Source organism: Candidatus Omnitrophota bacterium (genome assembly GCA_041653595.1).
In the GTDB taxonomy this organism is placed as follows: domain Bacteria; phylum Omnitrophota; class Gorgyraeia; order Pluralincolimonadales; family Pluralincolimonadaceae; genus Pluralincolimonas.
The window spans coordinates 18,555-36,009 of record JBAZFB010000005.1; the positions used below are offsets into that span (position 1 = coordinate 18,555).

Consider the following 17,455-nt stretch of genomic DNA (forward strand, 5'->3'; position numbering starts at 1 on the left):
CAATGGGCGATAAAAAGCGCGTTAAGCAGACGCGTTACGAACGGTTGGCCAAAAAGGCCGGATACGGCAACCCGCTCTTTCACGGGAAGATAAGGTACTGTGTCCGCTGCTGCATGCCGGAGACGGCCGAAGGCCTGGCATTCGACGAGATGGGTATCTGCCAGCCCTGCCGTTCATCCGAGCAGAAGATACACATAAACTGGAAGGAGAGGGAGGCGAAGCTGAGGAAGATCCTCGAGAAATACCGCTCAAAGGACGGGAGCAATTACGACTGTATCGTCCCGATAAGCGGCGGAAAGGACAGCACCTTCCAGCTGTATGTTGTGACGCAGGTATACAAATTGAACCCTTTGGCGGTCACCTTCAACCATAACTGGTACAGCGAGACCGGCAAATATAACCTCGAGAACGCGCTAGAGAGATTTGACGTGGACCACATCATGTTCACGCCCAAAAGGTCGGCGGTAAATAAACTGGCGAAGAAATCCCTGCAGCTGATAGGGGACACGTGCTGGCATTGCCATGCCGGCGTGGGGGCGTTCCCTTTGCAGATAGCGGTGAAATACAAAATAAAGCTGCTGGTATGGGGCGAGCCGGGCGGGGAGAATCACGGCCGCGCAACGTATTTCGATCCCATCCCGTATGACCGCGATTATTTCACCAAGATATCGGCAAGATACTACGCTGAAGAGGTGGTAGACAAAAATATATCCTTAAGCGATGTCCTCGGGTATGTCCTTCCTTCAAAAGAAGAGGTTGAGAAGGCGGGCATCGTAGGTATCTACCTTGGGGACTACATGTTCTGGGACGACGAAAGACAGACAGAGTTCGTCCGCGATAATTTCGGCTGGCGCGAAGATAAGATCGAGGGGACTTACAAGGGATACAAAAGCGCCGAATGCAGGATGGCAGGGATGCACGATTATTCCAAATTCATCAAGAGGGGATTCGGCAGGGGCACCGACCACGCCTCGATCGACGTCCGCACCGGGCTATTGACTCGGGAGGAAGGTTTTGAGCTGGCTAAGAAGCATGACGCCCAAAGGCCTTCGAAATCTCTCGATTACTATCTTAAAATAACGGGTTACAGCGAAAAGGAGTTCGAGAAGATACTAAAAGATAAGCGCGGCAAAAAAGCGAAGCTGCTCCCGTGATACGCAAAGGTAAAAATATGAAATTAAACCTTCTTTCTGCGACAGAGCTGATCAAGAAAATCAAGAGTAAAAAAGTGAGCGTCGAAGAGGCCTGCCGCGACTGCCTGGAAGCGGTCTCGGCAAAAGACCCGGTAGTCAAGGCCTGGGAATATATAGACCCGGAATCGGCAATAAGGCATGCGAAGCGCCTCGACAAGAAGAAGGAATTGGGGTCATTGGCCGGCGTCCCGGTAGGAGTGAAGGATATATTCAATACCAGCGACATGCCTACCGCGATGGGGAGCCCCTTATGGAAGGGTTTTACGCCCGGCAACGACGCAAGGGTGGTCCATTCTATCCGCATGCAGGACGGCTTGGTGCTCGGCAAGACCGTCAGCGCCGAGTTCGCAGTCCATTACCTGCCTAAGAATAAAACGGTGAACCCGCACGATCCCCGTTATTCCCCCGGCACTTCATCGAGCGGCTCGGCCGCGGCTGTCGCTTCGTATATGGTGCCGTTAGCGTTAGGCACCCAGACCGCAGGTTCTATAATAAGGCCGGCGAGCTATTGCGGGATATACGGTTTTAAGCCGACGTTCGGGACGGTCCCGAGGACGGCCATGCTCAAGACGACGGATTCATTGGATACAGTAGGATTATTGGCCAGGACCGTCGATGACGTCAAGCTGCTTTTTGACGTCATCAGGGTAAGAGGGAGCAATTATCCTTTCGTCAACGCGACCCTTGACAGGTATTCCCCAAAAAGACTTCCCAAAAGAATCAAAGTCGGTTTCATTTCCGGCGGGATACATGTTTTTAAAAAGTTTGAAAAATACGCGATGGATGCGTTCGATTCGTATATCCGCGGCCTGAAGGGTAAGAGGCAGGTCGAGCTTGTCAAGATCAAGCCCTCCGCCGATTTTAATAAGATACATGACATCCACTCGACGATATACGACAAGACACTGTCCTATTATTTTAAGGATGAGTTTAAACAGCACACGCTTATCAGTGAACTGATGTATGAAATAATAGAGCGGGGCAACCGGATCACAGGCGCCGAATATGCCGATGCGTTAGGAGAGCAGGTCCGGATCAGCGCAAGGATAGGAAAGGAACTGGCGGGATACGATGCCGTGCTGACACTGTCCACTTCCGGAGAACCTCCTCTTATCGATGAGAGGGAGAAGCCGGATACCTGCCTGATCTGGACATTCCTCGGTTACCCTGTCTTGAACATGCCGGCATTCACCGGCCCGAACGGCATGCCTTTCGGCCTGCAGGTCGCGGCGAAAAAATATGATGATTATAAGATGCTCCATATCGCAAAAAATTTCCTTGCCAAAAAAGACGGTCGCGCAGCCGGATGAACTTGTTCCTTATCGAAAATGACCGCACCATCGATTTCTTCAAAGGGTCCGCGGCGTATCGCGAGGGCAGTGACGTGACGGTATGCTTCAACTACCTGGCCTACCTGCGGCTGAAGAGAGAAGGCGGGAAACATATTTTTTATTTTATCGAAGACCTGTTCACCCAGGCTGATTATAAGTCGCTCCATTCGGCCACGGACCATTTTGCCCTTGATTGGTATCGGAGGGACGGAACAGACCATTCCGTCTCCCGGGGGATATCTTACGGGGATATGGTAAGGATCACATTTTCGCGTAAATACATGTTAACGGTCCTGCTGAAGTACGGTGAAGCCGTCCGGAAAGGGATAGAGCGTTGGCCGGAAGCGGAAAAGGTCTATTTTGATCTTTCTGTTTCAAATAACAGTTTCTATCTTCGCGGCGATGACAAGGGAAGGTTCTTTAATAAAGTGCGCCTTGTCGAGCAGGTGTGCAGGCAGCTGAAACGCGAATGCGTTCCGATCGCCCCGGTTACTCCCATTCCATCCTTATGCGTATCTTTTAAGCAGGCCGGCAGCCGTAAAACGCCGATACGAAGCCTAAAAGACGCCGTAAAAGGCATGTTGATGGAAGCCGGTGCCCTCATTAGCGCGCTATCGGGGTCACGCGGTAACACATATTTCTTTTCTTATTTTAATATAAACAGCATCCTGGGGCACATGACGGATAAGTTCATAGTAAGCGGGTCCGGCTCGAACGTATTAAACCCGCGCCGGTTCCTGAATCCGCGTTTTCTCCAGTTCGACGATGTTTCGTATAATCTCGATAAAGATGAAAGACGCTTTCTGGAGTCGATCGAAAATAAATACCTTGTTGAAGGAGCGGGCGCATATCTCGACGGTTTTTTTGTCTTCAACGGCTTAGACTACCATTTCTTATATTACCCGGCGGTCAAGGACCTGGTATGCAGCGTGATACCCGGTTTAATGGAGTATACGGGAAAGGTGCGAAAAGCGGTAAGGCAGTTCGGTATCTCGAAGATAATAATATTTGAAGAGATCGACGAACAATTCCAGGCGGTCATTGCCGCATGCAGGTCGGCGGGCATCGAGTCCGTATGGGTAGACCACGGCATCCAGGGGAGCAACCACGCCCAAAGGGTATGCGACAGGGGCAGGTCCGACCTGGTCATCTGTTCCGGAGAATTCTTTACCGGTTACTACCGTTCGCAGGGCACGGGCACGAGCCGGTACGTCGCGCTGGGAAACCCGTCTTTGGATATTTATACCCCCGACAAGATCAAACATGTAAGTTCGATCAAGAGCGTAATGTTCCTGAGCTTTGAGGACGGTTTTTACAGCCACTTGGACCGGTTCGCTTACCAGGAAAAGTATTACGAGGAGATCTTCTCGATATTCGACGAGCTCAATTCCCGTAATGTGAAGGTCTATTTCAAGCCCCACCCGGGTTATGAAAAAAAGTATTTTAAATATCTTTTTGATTTTTTCAAGGTGGATGAGTCGAAGTTCGTATATATTGAAGACGCGCCTTTCTCCAGCGTCGTGTATGATATGGACCTGGTCGTCTCCAACGTGACCAGTTGTTTTTATGAATCGCAGGCAGCGGGCGTGCCGACAGTCTTCCTCGAGCCTTATTTCAACCCCGAAACCCTGCTCCCGCCGCTCAACGGGACCAACGGAGAAGAGGTGATAAGGGTATCGACCGGAAAAGAATTGATGCGCATCATAACGGAAAACCTGGGTAACGCGGAAAAACTTAACCTGTTCCTGAAGGATTTCCTTGAAAAACACGCAAACAAGTACATGGGGACGCTCGACGGGATGGCCGGCAGCCGTATAGTCGAGTACCTGTGCAAGTAATGGTCACCGCAGGGGGTATATGCCAAAGATAGGATCGTTGACTAAGGTCAGGGCGATGCTGACCAAAGATGAGAAGTTAAAACTTTTTATCTTGTCGCTCGGCGCATGCATATTATCGGTATCGGAGATATTCAGCATAGGGATCATAATACCGGTGCTGGGCCTCTTTCTTGCTCCGGAGAAGATACATTCTTCAAAGATACTGTCGGACCTTTATGTCATGTCAGGAGCGAAGAACGAGGCGTCTTTCCTGGCCATGCTGATCGCCGCCGCATTCCTGATATTCTTGTTCAAGTCCGTCTATTCTGCCGCAATGCTCTACTACCAGCAGGAGTCGATGGGGAGGATATATTCCCGCCTTAGCAGGGATACCTTGAAGGCATATCTGACCAAGCCCTATGCATTTTATCTTGACAGTAATTCGGCGGTGCTTTTTAAGAACGTCTCCACGGAGGTCTCGAATTTCGTATATTATTTCTTAAACCCTGTGGTCTCGATAATCTCGGAAGCTATAATCATTACCGGCATATCTCTCTTCCTGTTAGCCCTGTACCCGCTGCTGATGGTGATACTTGTTTCCGTCGCCGGCATTGCTACCGTATGTGTAAACACTTTCTTCAAGAAGCGCATAAACGCTTATGCGCGCCAGAGGGAGGTATTCAACGAAAAGATGTTCAAGATCGCGCTGGAATCCCTGGGCGCGATCAAGGAGATAAAGCTTTATAATGCCCAGCAGTTTTTCATATCAAAATATCATGACGCGACCAGGAAATACGCGGAGGGATTCGTCAAGTTCTCGGTCCTTTCGGGGTTGCCGCGTTACATATTCGAGCTCATACTGTTCGCTTTTATCCTCGTCATGATATTGGCCAGTTCCTACATGCAGAAGACGCCCGCGGAAGTAATCCCGGTGTTGGCCGTTCTCGCGGTAGCGGCATTAAGGCTTCTTCCTTCGTTTACCAAGATATATGCGAGCATCAGCTATCTCCAATACGGGTTCAACAGCATGAATATAGTGCATAAGATACTCAAGGAGGAAGTCGAAGATTATGATGCTGTACCTGCCGGGGGTACGGGCCTGCAAGGCGGGCAGGGGGCCGGGACCTTGCGGCTGGATAATGTCACGTTCCGCTACAAGGCGGCAGCAGCGCCCATCTTTAAAGGGTTGGATATTTCCATTCCCATGGGCAGCACGGTAGCTATAGCAGGCGAGACAGGCGCCGGCAAGAGCACCCTGATAGATATAATAGTGGGGCTATTGGGCGCAGACCAGGGCAAGGTCTTTTACCGTGACCAGGCGCTTGACAAGGGCAATATGCTGCAATACCGCCGGTCTATAGGGTATATCCCCCAGAATATATTCCTTACCGATGAGAGTATCTCGTCAAATATAGCTTTCGGGGTCCCCTCCGAAAAGGTCGATGCTGAGAAACTGCGGCAGGTCATTAGGGTCTCCCAGCTCGAAGATTTCGTGAAAGAATTGCCCGCAGGGGTCGATACCCATGTCGGCGAAAAAGGTGTGCGGATATCGGGAGGCCAAAAGCAGCGGATAGGCATCGCGAGGGCGCTCTACAGGGACCCCGAGATACTGATCCTCGACGAGGCCACATCGGCGCTGGACGGCAATACCGAGGCGAAGGTGTATAATGCGCTGAAAAATCTCGGAAGGAAGATGACGGTCATCATAGTTACGCACCGGCTGCATACGCTTGAGCACGCCGACCATATTTATGTCATTGACGGCGGGAAAATCGTCGATGAAGGGACTTTTTCGGACCTCTCTAAAGGATCCGAGGCATTCAAAAGGATAGCGAGGCAAAAATCAGAGGGAGGCGATAATGGTTGACCTGAAAAAGAAATTGGGAAGGAATGAATACAGCGTAGGTTCCTGGATCACTATCGGGGATACCGCCGTCGCCGAGATAATGGCAAGGGCGGGCTTCGACTGGCTTGTTGTGGACATGGAACACTCCGCCATAACTTTGCCTGAGGCGCAGGAATTGATCCGGACCATTGAGTTGTCCGGGGTTGTCCCTCTTGTCCGGGTGGGGGAAAATGACCCATGCCTTATAAAAAGAGTGATGGATGCGGGCGCCCATGGCGTTGTTGTGCCTATGGTAAATACCAGGCTTGACGCCGTAAAGGCCGTAAAAGCTGTAAAATATCCGCCGAAAGGGACAAGGGGCGTCGGACTGGCAAGGGCCCAGGGATATGGCTTCGGGTTCGAACGTTACAAGAAATGGCTGCAGGACCGGAGCATGGTAATAGCCCAGATAGAGCACATAGAAGGCATTGAAAACCTGGAAGAGATCTTCGGCGTTGAAGGGATCGACGGCTCGATAATAGGGCCGTACGACCTCTCCGGATCTATCGGATATCCGGGTAAATTTGACAGGCCGGAAGTAATAAAGGCGGTTCAGCGTTATGAAGCTGTTTGCAGGAAGATGAAGAAGCCGATGGGATTCCATGTGGTAGAGCCGGATATAAAAAGGGCCAAGGAATTGAAGCAAAAGGGCTATAAATTCCTGGCGGTAGGGCTGGATTCCCTGTATCTAGGCAGGAAATGCCTTGAAGTGACAGGAGACCTGAGGTGAACAAAAGACATAATATCAATATCGCAGGTATCATCCCGGCCCGCATGGCATCATCGCGCTTTCCGGGTAAACCGATGGCCAGGATCTGCGGCATCCCGATGGTGGGCCATGTATACCTAAGGAGCAAGCTGGCGAAGTCCCTTAAGGACGTATATATCGCCACATGCGATGAGGAGATAAAGGAGTATTGCGAAAAAAACGGCATGAATGCGGTCATGACAAAGGATACGCACGAGCGCGCATCCGACAGGACGGCGGAAGCTATGCTGAAGATAGAGAAGAAGACCGGGAAGAGGCTGGACATAGTGGTCATGATACAGGGCGATGAGCCCATGATCTATCCCGAGATGATCCAGGAATCGATAAGGCCGATGCTGAAGGATAAGGACGTCCAGATAGTCAACCTTATGGCGCCCCTGAAATCGCAGGAAGAGCAGGGAGACCCGAATGCGGTAAAAGTGGTGACGGACCTGGAAAGTTCCGCCCTGTATTTTTCGCGTGAGCCTATCCCGTCCTGGAAGAAAGGCGCAAAGGAGGTCCCGATGTATAAGCAGGTCTGCATAATCCCTTTCAGGAGGGATTTCCTTATCAAGTTCAATAAGCTGAAGATGACGCCGCTCGAGGTCGTGGAATCCGTAGACATGCTCAGGGTCCTGGAGCACGGCTATAAGGTAAAGATGGTCCGGACGAAATACGACACATACAGCGTGGATACCGAAGAAGACCTCCGCAAGGTCGAGAATTTGATGCTTAAGGACCGTTTGATGAAGGGGTACCGTTAGGCGGAATGTCATGAAAGAAAACGATATAAGAAAACGCAGTACATTCAACAGGTATCTTGAGCTGGTTGAAAAAGACGCGCGGGAATTCTTTGACCCGGCTTCGTTTACCGCGGTCGGCTGCCCGTCCTGCGGCGGCGCGGAGCACGCCTTCGAGTTTGAAAAGGCGGGTTTCAAGTATGTATCATGCAAAAAATGTTCTACCCTGTTCGTCAATCCAAGGCCGCCGTTCAATAAATTGAAGGAATTTTACTCAAACTCGCCTTCGACGAGTTATTGGGTGAATGAGTTCTTTAAGCCGGTCGCCGCGGCCAGGAGGGAAAAGATATTCAGGCCGAGGGCGGAATATCTGAGCAAGATGCTCGGTAAAAGCGGGGGACTTGTCATAGGGGATATAGGGGCCGGGTTCGGGATATTCCTTGAAGAGTTAAGGAATATCGCCCCCGGCAACAGGTATATTGCGGTGGAGCCGTCATTAGAAATGGCGGATATCTGCAAAAAGAACGGCCTTGAGGTGGAATGCGCATGCATGGAAGATATAACCGGGATGGACGGCGCATTCGACGCGCTCAGTATTTTTGAACTGGCCGAGCACCTCCACGACCCGCATTCTTTTTTCAAAAAGGCCCACTCCCTCCTGAAGCCGGGCGGACGGCTGTTCGCGACCACTTTGAACGGGATGGGCTTTGACATACTGCTGTTATGGGAAAAGTCAAAGAGCATTTCGCCGCCCCACCACCTTAATTTCTTCAATCCCCATTCATTGAAATATTTGATGGAGAGTATCGGTTTCGAGGCGGAAGAGGTCTCGACGCCGGGCAAGCTTGACTGGGATATAGTCGAAGGGATGATAAAGGATGAAGGCGTAAAAGTCGGCAGGCTATGGGAGATGGTAGCACATTCCGGCACTAACGGGTGCAAGGAAGGGTTGCAGGATTGGATAGCAAGTAACAATCTCAGTTCCCATATGCGTATAATAGCCAGGAAGAAAGGGCCCTTGTCATGAGCTTGATAGGAAATATGAAACGCGCTGCAGGAACGGTAGCCGGCGAGTGCAGGGAGTGGTTCGAGAGGCTGTTTATCGCTTATCTGCCGGGAAGGATAGGGATATTGGCGCGGCGCTTATACTGGTCGCCGCAATTCCTCCGGTGCCGTTCTTTCATTATTTCATACGGTTGCAGGGTCACGAACCCGAAAGGCATCACTATGGGCGATCGCGTGAATATAATGCACAACTGCTGCCTTTATGCCAATGATAACGGGACCATCAAGATCGGCAACGGGGTCAACATGAACAGCAACGTGATAATAGGGGCCGCGAACGACGGCGAAATAATCCTGGGCGACAACGTGGCGATCGGGCCGAATGTCGTCCTTCGCGCGAGCAACCACATATACGGACGCAAGGATATCCCTATCAACAAACAGGGCCATACCGGAGGCAGGATAGTCGTGGAGGATGATGTCTGGATAGGCGCAAATGCGGTAGTGCTGCGCAATGTGACTATAGGTAAAGGAGCCGTCATAGGCGCCGGCGCAGTCGTGAACCGCGATATACCGCCGGGGGCCCTGGCTTGCGGGGTTCCCGCCAAGGTAATAAAGGCGGATTGCAGGGGCTGAGATACTGGAAATGGCAAAAAGCGGGAAAAAACAGGCAGGGCTGAAATTCGGGCCGGGCAGGGATAACCCGAACAGGGACTTTGTATTCAGATGCTGCAACCTTCCGGAAGCAGGCAAGATAGACGTATTGATATTTTCCGATTCAAGGAGTTCCAACATCAAATCCGTTAATGACAGTTGGAGCATGAAGATGTTCCGTTATCTTAAGGACAAGAAGATGTCAGTAATGCTTGTGGTCCGTCCCAAGGAATGCACGGTCTTTTTGACCCTGGTGAATTTCCTGAAGTCGAACAAGCTGTATTTTAAACACTTGATCACCGAGATCGGGCTCGTCGACTTTACTCCGAAAAAGATCGGGATAATAAACGATATACTGGACCAGAAGGCCCTCTACTTCAATAAAACCCGGTTCCGGACAGAGAAATTGAGCAAATACCGGTTATCGAGCGGCGAAAGCGAAAACCTCTACTCCGTAAATTTTAACCAAGAGGGCTTCAAAAAAAAGATAGTAGATTGCATCGAACGCCATTCGAAAAACACGGTACTCATGGGCACTTTAGAGGTAAGCCCGAGAATCAAGATCAAAAGAGAACGGCCGAAAGAATTTTTTGCGAAACTAAAGGATTCCAACAGGTTTTTAACCGATATTTGCAGGAGGAGCGGCAGGATAAAATTCGTTGACCCGCTTAAAGGATCGACTTTCAAACCGGAAATGCTTTCTTGCGACGGTGTCCATTATACCCGGTTAGGGCACATGATGGTCTATAAAGCGATCAAAGAAGCGTTTGCCGATATGGAGCGCCCGGCCTAAAAAATGATTAAGAATATTAAAGTGCTGTTGTTATATCCGAACATGATGATGAAGAACCTGCTTCCCCCGTCCATAGGGTTGCTTACGGCCTGCCTTAAGGAGAAGGGTTTTGAAGTCGCCCTGTTCGATACCACATATTACATCACCGACATGGAAAACCCGGACGAGATCCGGAAGTCGTATTTGCAGGTAAGGACTTACGATGCGAAAGATTACGGGATATCTATCAAAACAACGGATGTTACCGAAGATTTCAAAAAGAAGGTCGCTGAATTCAAGCCCGACCTGATAGGCGTTACGGTCGTTGAAGACACGATGCCGCTCGCTTTAAGGCTGATAGGATCACTGGGCAAAGACAGGCCGCCGACCATCTTCGGGGGCATTTATATCTCTTACCTTAAGGAGAAGGCGTTTGAGAATAAGGAGATAGATTCTATCTGCCTCGGCGAAGGCGAAGGCGCCTTGGTGGAATTGTGCGAGAGGATGCAGAACGGGCTGGATTACTATGACGTCCAAAACTTATGCTTTAGGCGCGGCAGCGAGGTCGTCAAGAACAAGGTCAGGCCGCTGGTCGACCTGGACAGGCTGCCGACCCCGGACTATTCGCTTTTCGACCCGAAAAGGCTGTACAGCCCCATGCAGGGAAAGATGTACAGGATGCTGCCGGTAGACTTTGACAGGGGCTGCCCTTATGACTGCAGTTTTTGCGCCTCACCGGCTTACCGGAACTGGTACCGGGAACAGAACGGCGGCTGCTATTTCAGGAAGAAGGACCCCGGGAAGATAATCGAAGAGATGAAGGAGATGGCGGGAAAATACAGCCTCGAGTACCTTTATTTTAACAGCGACACTTTCCTGACGCTCCGCGATGATGTATTAGTGAAGTTGATGTCGAGGATAAGGGACGAGGTCGGCCTTCCTTTCTGGTGCCAGTCGCGGGTGGAGACGATAAGCGAAGATAAGGTGCGGCTGCTTAAGGATTGCGGCTGCGACCGTATCACCGTCGGGCTCGAACACGGCAACGAGGGATTCAGGAAAAAGATAATAAGGAAGAACTTTACCAATGAACAATTTATCAGGGCCACCGAGACCATCAATAAAGTAGGCGTCCCGCTGAGCGTCAACAATATCATAGGGTTCCCCTACGAGACGCGCGAACTCATCTTTGACACCATAAGATTGAACAGGAAGGTAAGGTCGGATACGGTGAGCGTTTTCATATTCTATCCCTATACCGGGACGAGATTATACGATCTTTGCGCAAAGGACGGCCTTATCGACCGCTCCGTCACGAACGCCTCGCTCCTGCAGAATAGCGTAATAAGGAACAAGAATATTACGAAGGAGCACCTCAACCAGCTCCTCAAGACATTTTGTCTCTATGTGAAGTTCCCGGAAGCGATGTGGCCTGATATCGAGAAAGTGGAGAATCTTGAACCGGGAAGCGAAGGGATATTCAAGAGATTGAGCGAAGAATACCAAAAGAAGTATTTTTAACGAGGAGCCCATGAAAAAGATATTTATTTCGACAGCGAGTTTTGGGGAATTTGACCGCGCGCCGCTTGACCTGCTCAAAGAGGCAGGTTATGAGGCCGGCATGAACACGAACGGCAGGAGCCTGGCAAAAGACGAGATAGTGAAGCTCGCTTCGGGGGCGGTAGGCATCGTCGCCGGGACCGAGCCGCTCGACAGGGATAACATGGCCCGCCTCCCCGGCCTTAAAGTCATATCGCGCTGCGGAGCGGGGATGGATAATGTGGACCTGAAGGCAGCCGCAGAGTTAGGCATACGCGTCTTTAATACGCCCGATGCCCCGACGCTCGCCGTGGCTGAGCTTACCGTGGGGTTATTGTTAAACCTTTTGAGAAGGACGTCCCAGATGGACAGGGAGATCCGCGGCGGGAAATGGAAAAAAAGGATGGGAAACCTCCTGAGCGGGAAACGGGTCGGGATAATCGGTTTTGGCCGAATAGGAAGAAAAGTGGCGGAGTTATTGGGCCCGTTTAAATGCGAATTGACATATTATGACATAAAGGATGCCGCCGGGCAGCCGGCCGCAGGCGCCAAAAAGACCGGGCTCGACGAATTATTAAGTACGTCCGATATAGTTCTGATACACATCTCCAAGACAAAAGAAGGATACCTGCTGGGGGAGAACGAGCTTAAGAAGATAAAGAAACTCGCGTGGGTCGTTAATGTGTCGCGCGGAGGAATGGTCGACGAAACGGCCTTATGCCGCGCCTTGAAAGACGGCAGCCTGTCAGGGGCGGCAATGGATGTCTTTGAGCAGGAGCCCTACCAGGGGCCTTTAAAAGAGATGGAAAATGTCATACTTACGCCGCACATCGGTTCTTATGCCAGGGAGGCAAGGATACAGATGGAAGTGGAAGCGGTGAAGAATCTGTTAAAAGGACTGGAGGACATTAAATGAAAGTCATAGTCTTTGGCGGTTCGGGATTCCTCGGCAGTCATGTGGCGGACGCCCTGACCGATGCCGGGCACAATGTCATAGTTTATGACCTTGTCCGCTCGCAATATCTCAAGAACGGTCAAAAGATGATCGTGGGAGACGTGCTCGACGAGGGATTGGTGTCAAAGAGCATGAAAGGGTGCGAGGTCGTCTATAATTTCGCCGGAATCGCGGACATAGAGGAAGCGAGCAAGCGTCCTATAGATACCGTGAAGTCCAATATACTCGGCAATTCCGTGCTGCTGGAATCTGCAAGGAAAGCCGGCATCAAAAGGTTCGTATTCGCCAGCTCCCTCTACGTCTACAGCAAGGCCGGTTCGTTTTACAGGAGCGCTAAACAGGCATGCGAGTTCTTGATCGAGGACTACCACGAAGTGTACGGCCTTCCCTATACGATCCTGCGTTACGGGTCCCTTTACGGCCCGCGGTCGGATAAAGGCAATTTCATCCACAGGATAATAAGAGAGGCCCTGACCGAAGGCAAGATAAGGCGGTACGGCGACGGGGAAGAATTGAGGGAGTATATCCACGTATTCGACGCCTCCAAAGGAAGCGTCGAAATACTCGCGAAGGAGTTCGCCAACCAGCACGTGATCCTCACCGGGAACCAGCAGTTGCGGATAAAGGACCTCCTCGTCATGATACGCGAGATGTTCGATAACAAGATAGATATCGAATTCCTGTCCCCGAGGGAGAACGGCCACTACGAGATAACGCCTTATTCGTTTAAGCCCAGGATAGGCAAGAGGCTGGCGAGTAAGACTTATCTTGACCTGAGCCAGGGAATCCTGGACAGCATTTATGAAATGCACAAGCAGTTCAGCCCGCGCGCGGACCATGCCGTGAAAGCAGCTAAAAAGAAGGCCGGAAAGTGATATACAGGTTTTTATCCCATCTCTTAACGGAGAAATTGCCCGCGTACGGCGGCGGCGGACATTCTCTCGATATGGCCAAGACAGGTTCCGTCTCCGGGGAAGGTTCGGCTAACATCTACCGGTTTTCGATGGGAAGCCATTGGGGGACCCACGTAGATGCGCCCAACCATTTTTTTGAGAACGGGAGGAAGGCCGCGGATTATCCGCCCGAATTTTGGCTGTTCAGGGCTCCGCAAGTCATCGACGTCACGCTGGCTCCTTCGGAGATACTGAATTCCGGCAAGTGGCTGGAGAGCATAGACGGATCGAAGGACATCCTGCTTTTGAAGTCCGGCTGGAAAAGGCACAGGGACAAGGAATTGTACTGCAAGGAGAACCCTGGGATACATCCTGACGTGGGGATGTATATAAGGAAGAAGCTGCCTAACATAAGGGCCGTGGGGATCGACTGGATATCCGTTTCCCCGTTCTGCGCCCGTCCTATCGGCAGGCAGGCCCACAAGGCATTCCTGGACCCGGAGGGCGAGAACAACCCCGTCCTTATAATAGAAGATATGGACCTGTCGTGCAACCTCAAGGGCCTGTTCGAAGTGACGGTCTCGCCGCTTAGGGTTGAGGGAGCAGACAGCGCGCCATGCACGGTTATCGGAGGTTTCGATGATTAAGGCCGTTGTATTCGATTTTGACGGCGTGCTCGTCGAATCGGTCGATATAAAGACGAACGCGTTCGCCAAGCTGTTTGAGAATGAAGGCCCTGAGATCGTGAAGCAGGTCGTCGATTATCATGTCAGGCATACCGGCGTATCAAGGTTCGATAAGATAAAGTATTTTTACAAGACGCTGCTTAAGAAGGAGCTCGCGGAACGTAAATTCAATGAACTCTGCGAACGTTTCTCCGGCCTGGTCCTTGAAGAAGTCGTAAACGCCCCTTATGTCAAAGGCGGCAGGGAATTCCTCGAAGCTTACAGCGCCGTATACAAATGCTTTATCGCGTCCGCTACCCCGCAGGAGGAGATCGAAGAGATAGCGCAGAAGAGAAAGATGGCCCGGTATTTCGCGGGTATTTACGGCGCGCCCAAATTGAAATCGACCATCGTAAAAGAGATCTTAAGCGGGAACCGGTTATCACCCGGCGAGGCGGTATACGTCGGCGACGCGATGAGCGATTATTCGGCGGCAAAAGATAACGGGGTCAGGTTCATCGCGCGGATAAACGGCAACGCCGGTATTTTCGCGGCGATAGATTGCCTGAAGATAAACGACTTGTCCGGATTGTCCTCTATCCTGGGATCCTTATAATACTTAATGGTATACATTGTCTTTCCGGAAGATAAACGTAATATAGAAAAATTAAAAGGCTTGCCCTGGTCTTACCTGGGCGCCGATGAAGGATCTTGCCCGGCCGAGGCCGTCCTCGGCAGGGAGAAGAGGATATTTGTGGGCAAGGGGATAGAACGGATTGTCTCACTGGTCAGGGATAATTACATCGACTATATAGGCAAGGTCTCGACGCTCCAAAAGGACAGGGTGCTGTGGTATTCGAGCAGGGTGGCATCTAAGTCGACTTCCCAGATGGCCATGTTCCACCAATATGTCTATATCAAGCTTATAGAGTCCTATGCCGCCTCCAAAGACAGCCATATATTTTTGGCGGACGACATCCGGCTTTTGGCGAACCTTAGACGGCTTCGCTTGCCGAATATCGAGGTCCGCGGATCGATACCCCTGGGTCATATAAAGACGGCCCTGAAAAAGGTCAAGGGTGGATGGGCGTTCTTTGACATATTTTTCCATTGGCTATTTTCCAGGCTGTTCTTGTCTTCCGCCGGGCCTAAAGCCGGCGATACCTTGCTGCACAGCTTTATCGACGACAGGGTCTTCTCGCGGCTTCCGGAGTACAATGACCCATACTTCGGGGGGCTGGAAGGTTTTTTAAGCAAGAACGGCCTTGGCGTCTTCAGGGTAACACCGCTTTTTGTTGAGTGTAAACACGCAATTAAATTGAAAAAGAATTTTAAGAATATCGGGCTTCTCCTGCCATATTTAAGATTGGCAGACTTTTTACGCGTATTTATTACCAGAATGTACATTAATTGCGGGCTTCCCGACGATAACGGGATAAAAGACAGGGGATTGCTGGACCTGCTTTTAAAGAACGAGGAAAATAACGAGAACGAGACGAACGGCTTCCAGGCGTACCTTTTCTATTATTACTGTTACAGGAACCTTGCAAAAAAGCTGGCTCCGGGGACTTCTATGATATATCCGTTCGAGAACCAGCCGTGGGAGAAGATGCTCAACCTTGCTTTCGGTGAGAAGGTAAAGAAGATCGCCTACCAGCATATGACGATCCCGGTTAATTGGCTGGATTACCACGTTTCGGTTTTCGAGAAGGATGCGCCCCTGCCGGAGGTGATCCTGGCTGCCGGGAAGAAGTGGCTCGATTTTTTAAAAGATCGCTATAAGGCCTGCCGGGTAGAGGAGGCCGGTGCTACCCGGCTTCAGCACCTCTTTCTTCGCGGCAAGGGCCGTAACGGGATGAAGACGAATAATATTGTCGTTGCCTTGCCTATTTTCCCCGAGGTAACAGTATCTTTACAAAGGCAGGTCCTCGCGTGCCTGGCTAGCGGTGAATTCAGCGGATATAAGTTCCTTATCAAGCCCCATCCGTATTCGTGGGGCTCAGCTTTACTCGCCAAAGAGTTCTCCGGATATAATAATTGCGAATTTACCGGGAAAGACATGAAAGAACTGCTGGAGGATTGTTTTTTGCTGGTCACCTCCGCGTCAACGGTAGTGTTTGAAGCCCTCTCCTTGGGCGTTAAAACGCTGTATTACATCCCCGAGGGCATTTCTTTAGGGCTCGAGTATTTTATAAGGGAGTATTTAGAGGTTTCTTTTGCAGAAGATTTCAAGGAGAAGCTGGTTGCCGCGCTAGGGACTAAGGAGTACCCCGAATTTAATATTAAGGAATTTTTCTCCCCGCCGGATTATTCAGTCTTCTTAAAGCACGTTACGCATGGTACAGGATAAGGGAAGGATGATGGAAAAAAACAGGATATTGATCACCGGCGGCACGGGATTGCTGGGAAAAGCGCTAATTGAAACCAACAGGATCGCAGATATCGACGCCGTCTATATCGGCGGCTATGATATGCGGGAGGGGGAACGTGTCACTTACCATAAGGCCGATATATGCGATAAAGACGCAATGCGCGCGGTCTTCGATAAGGTAAGGCCGCAGGTTGTCATACACACGGCAGGCATCGCCAGCGTAGATTACTGCGAGCGGAATTATCCGGAGGCGCGGAAGTCGAACGTATTCGGCACCCGGGCCATGGCGGAGTTATGCGCGGAATACGGCGCAGAGATGGTCTTCGTATCAACGAACGCGGTGTTTGACGGCAAGTCCGCCCCTTATTCGGAGGACGATAAGCCCTCACCCATCAACAAATACGGTGAAATGAAACTGGAAGGGGAAAAGATCGTCAGGGAAAGCGGCTTGAAATTCCTGATCGTGAGGCCGATATTGATGTATGGCTGGAATAACAAAAATGAGCGGTCGAATCCCGTTACCTGGTTGATCCAGAAGCTTGGCCGCGGCGAAGGAGTGAAGATGGTGAACGATGTCTTCGAAAATCCGTTGTTAAATACCAGTTGCGCCGAGATAATATGGGCCCTTATAAGATCGGGAAAGGAAGGGCCCTATCATATAGCCGGGAAGGATGTCTTGAACCGGTATGAATTTGCCCTCCTTGTGGCGGATATCTTTGGGTTAAGCCGTGCCCTCATCAGCCCCGTTTCAAGCGCCGCATTCAAAGACTTGGCGCCTCGTCCGAGCAACACGAGCTATAACACCGCCAAGATCGAAAGAGAACTGGACATAAGGCTTTTGACCGTAAAAGAAGGGCTGGAATTAATGAAGAAATCAGCCCAAGGATGAT

The 17,455-nt window shown here is 50.9% G+C and carries 16 protein-coding genes; all 16 read left to right on the forward strand.

What is annotated here, in order from left to right:
• Positions 1–2 precede the first annotated feature (2 nt).
• Genes WC317_03135 through WC317_03210 form a run of 16 tightly spaced genes read left to right on the forward strand, consistent with a single transcriptional unit; the run spans position 3 to position 17,454 of the window.
• On the forward strand, positions 3–1,154 hold the full coding sequence (locus tag WC317_03135) for an N-acetyl sugar amidotransferase (GenBank protein ID MFA5339128.1): 1,152 nt from the start codon (positions 3–5) through the stop codon (positions 1,152–1,154).
• A 17-nt stretch (positions 1,155–1,171) separates the two neighbouring features.
• Positions 1,172–2,503, forward strand: coding sequence for an amidase (locus WC317_03140; protein MFA5339129.1), 1,332 nt, complete (start codon positions 1,172–1,174; stop codon positions 2,501–2,503).
• Positions 2,500–4,362 carry a hypothetical protein gene (locus WC317_03145; protein MFA5339130.1) on the forward strand — a complete coding sequence of 621 codons (1,863 nt, stop codon included), beginning with the start codon at positions 2,500–2,502 and terminating at the stop codon, positions 4,360–4,362. Before WC317_03140 ends, WC317_03145 begins: the two co-directional genes overlap by 4 nt.
• Before the next feature lie 19 nt (positions 4,363–4,381).
• Positions 4,382–6,208 carry an ABC transporter ATP-binding protein gene (locus WC317_03150; protein MFA5339131.1) on the forward strand — a complete coding sequence of 609 codons (1,827 nt, stop codon included), beginning with the start codon at positions 4,382–4,384 and terminating at the stop codon, positions 6,206–6,208.
• On the forward strand, positions 6,201–6,956 hold the full coding sequence (locus tag WC317_03155) for an aldolase/citrate lyase family protein (protein MFA5339132.1): 756 nt from the start codon (positions 6,201–6,203) through the stop codon (positions 6,954–6,956). The genes WC317_03150 and WC317_03155 overlap by 8 nt, the downstream gene beginning before the upstream one ends.
• A gap of 14 nt (positions 6,957–6,970) precedes the next feature.
• On the forward strand, positions 6,971–7,738 hold the full coding sequence (kdsB, locus tag WC317_03160; GenBank protein MFA5339133.1) for a 3-deoxy-manno-octulosonate cytidylyltransferase: 768 nt from the start codon (positions 6,971–6,973) through the stop codon (positions 7,736–7,738).
• 10 nt (positions 7,739–7,748) lie between these two features.
• A complete protein-coding gene (locus WC317_03165; GenBank protein MFA5339134.1) occupies positions 7,749–8,741 on the forward strand; it encodes a class I SAM-dependent methyltransferase in 993 nt (330 codons plus the stop codon).
• Positions 8,738–9,355, forward strand: coding sequence for a DapH/DapD/GlmU-related protein (locus WC317_03170; protein MFA5339135.1), 618 nt, complete (start codon positions 8,738–8,740; stop codon positions 9,353–9,355). The genes WC317_03165 and WC317_03170 overlap by 4 nt, the downstream gene beginning before the upstream one ends.
• Before the next feature lie 10 nt (positions 9,356–9,365).
• A complete protein-coding gene (locus WC317_03175) occupies positions 9,366–10,166 on the forward strand; it encodes a hypothetical protein (protein MFA5339136.1) in 801 nt (266 codons plus the stop codon).
• 3 nt (positions 10,167–10,169) lie between these two features.
• Positions 10,170–11,663, forward strand: a complete 1,494-nt coding sequence (locus tag WC317_03180; protein MFA5339137.1) for a radical SAM protein — start codon at positions 10,170–10,172, stop codon at positions 11,661–11,663.
• Positions 11,664–11,673: 10 nt separating this feature from the next.
• A complete protein-coding gene (locus WC317_03185; protein MFA5339138.1) occupies positions 11,674–12,597 on the forward strand; it encodes a phosphoglycerate dehydrogenase in 924 nt (307 codons plus the stop codon).
• Positions 12,594–13,511, forward strand: coding sequence for an NAD(P)-dependent oxidoreductase (locus WC317_03190; protein MFA5339139.1), 918 nt, complete (start codon positions 12,594–12,596; stop codon positions 13,509–13,511). Before WC317_03185 ends, WC317_03190 begins: the two co-directional genes overlap by 4 nt.
• Positions 13,508–14,176 (forward strand): cyclase family protein, encoded by a 669-nt coding sequence (locus WC317_03195; protein MFA5339140.1) that lies wholly within the window; start codon positions 13,508–13,510, stop codon positions 14,174–14,176. The genes WC317_03190 and WC317_03195 overlap by 4 nt, the downstream gene beginning before the upstream one ends.
• Positions 14,169–14,810, forward strand: a complete 642-nt coding sequence (locus WC317_03200; protein MFA5339141.1) for an HAD hydrolase-like protein — start codon at positions 14,169–14,171, stop codon at positions 14,808–14,810. The genes WC317_03195 and WC317_03200 overlap by 8 nt, the downstream gene beginning before the upstream one ends.
• 6 nt (positions 14,811–14,816) lie before the next feature.
• Positions 14,817–16,544 (forward strand): hypothetical protein, encoded by a 1,728-nt coding sequence (locus WC317_03205; protein ID MFA5339142.1) that lies wholly within the window; start codon positions 14,817–14,819, stop codon positions 16,542–16,544.
• Positions 16,545–16,551: 7 nt separating this feature from the next.
• Positions 16,552–17,454, forward strand: coding sequence for an NAD(P)-dependent oxidoreductase (locus tag WC317_03210; GenBank protein ID MFA5339143.1), 903 nt, complete (start codon positions 16,552–16,554; stop codon positions 17,452–17,454).
• The last annotated feature ends 1 nt before the right edge of the window (position 17,455 follow it).